Raw genomic sequence first — 411 nt, forward strand, 5'->3', positions numbered from 1 at the left:
TGAGCACAGTCGGTGCCGGAGATACGCTGGTAGCGGGCCTCTGTTGGGGCCACATGCAACAGATGAAAAAAACCGAATTACTTCAATTTTCCACCGCTTTGTCTGCCTTAGCAGTCACACAGATTGGCGTTGGAATACCCTCAAAAGAACAACTACACACTCTACAGACGCAAACTCAGATAGACATCATAAGCCAATAGCTAACGGCTATTAGGCCAACAAGGAAAAGGGTCAACATTATGAAAATTGCCATCATTACCGCTTGCCCAAGTGGTGTTGCCAACAGTGTTATTGCCGCTGGTTTATTGCAAAAGGCAGCAGAAACATTAGGCCATGATACCGTGACGGAATGTCACTCAAGCGTTATCGATAATGCGCCATTAACATCGCAACAAATCGCGGATGCTGATA

The 411-nt window shown here is 46.2% G+C and carries 1 protein-coding gene and 1 pseudogene; both read left to right on the forward strand.

Annotation, left to right across the window (positions count from 1 at the left end; all coding sequences use genetic code 11):
- The coding region (locus ACP45E_RS01480) for a PfkB family carbohydrate kinase (RefSeq protein WP_241824242.1) at window positions 1–200 on the forward strand (200 nt) is incomplete at its 5' end.
- A 39-nt stretch (window positions 201–239) separates the two neighbouring features.
- A pseudogene (locus ACP45E_RS01485) lies at window positions 240–411 on the forward strand (PTS fructose-like transporter subunit IIB); the annotation flags it as partial.

It is taken from the genome of Vibrio genomosp. F10 str. 9ZD137 (assembly GCF_049974785.1).
Lineage (GTDB): Bacteria > Pseudomonadota > Gammaproteobacteria > Enterobacterales > Vibrionaceae > Vibrio.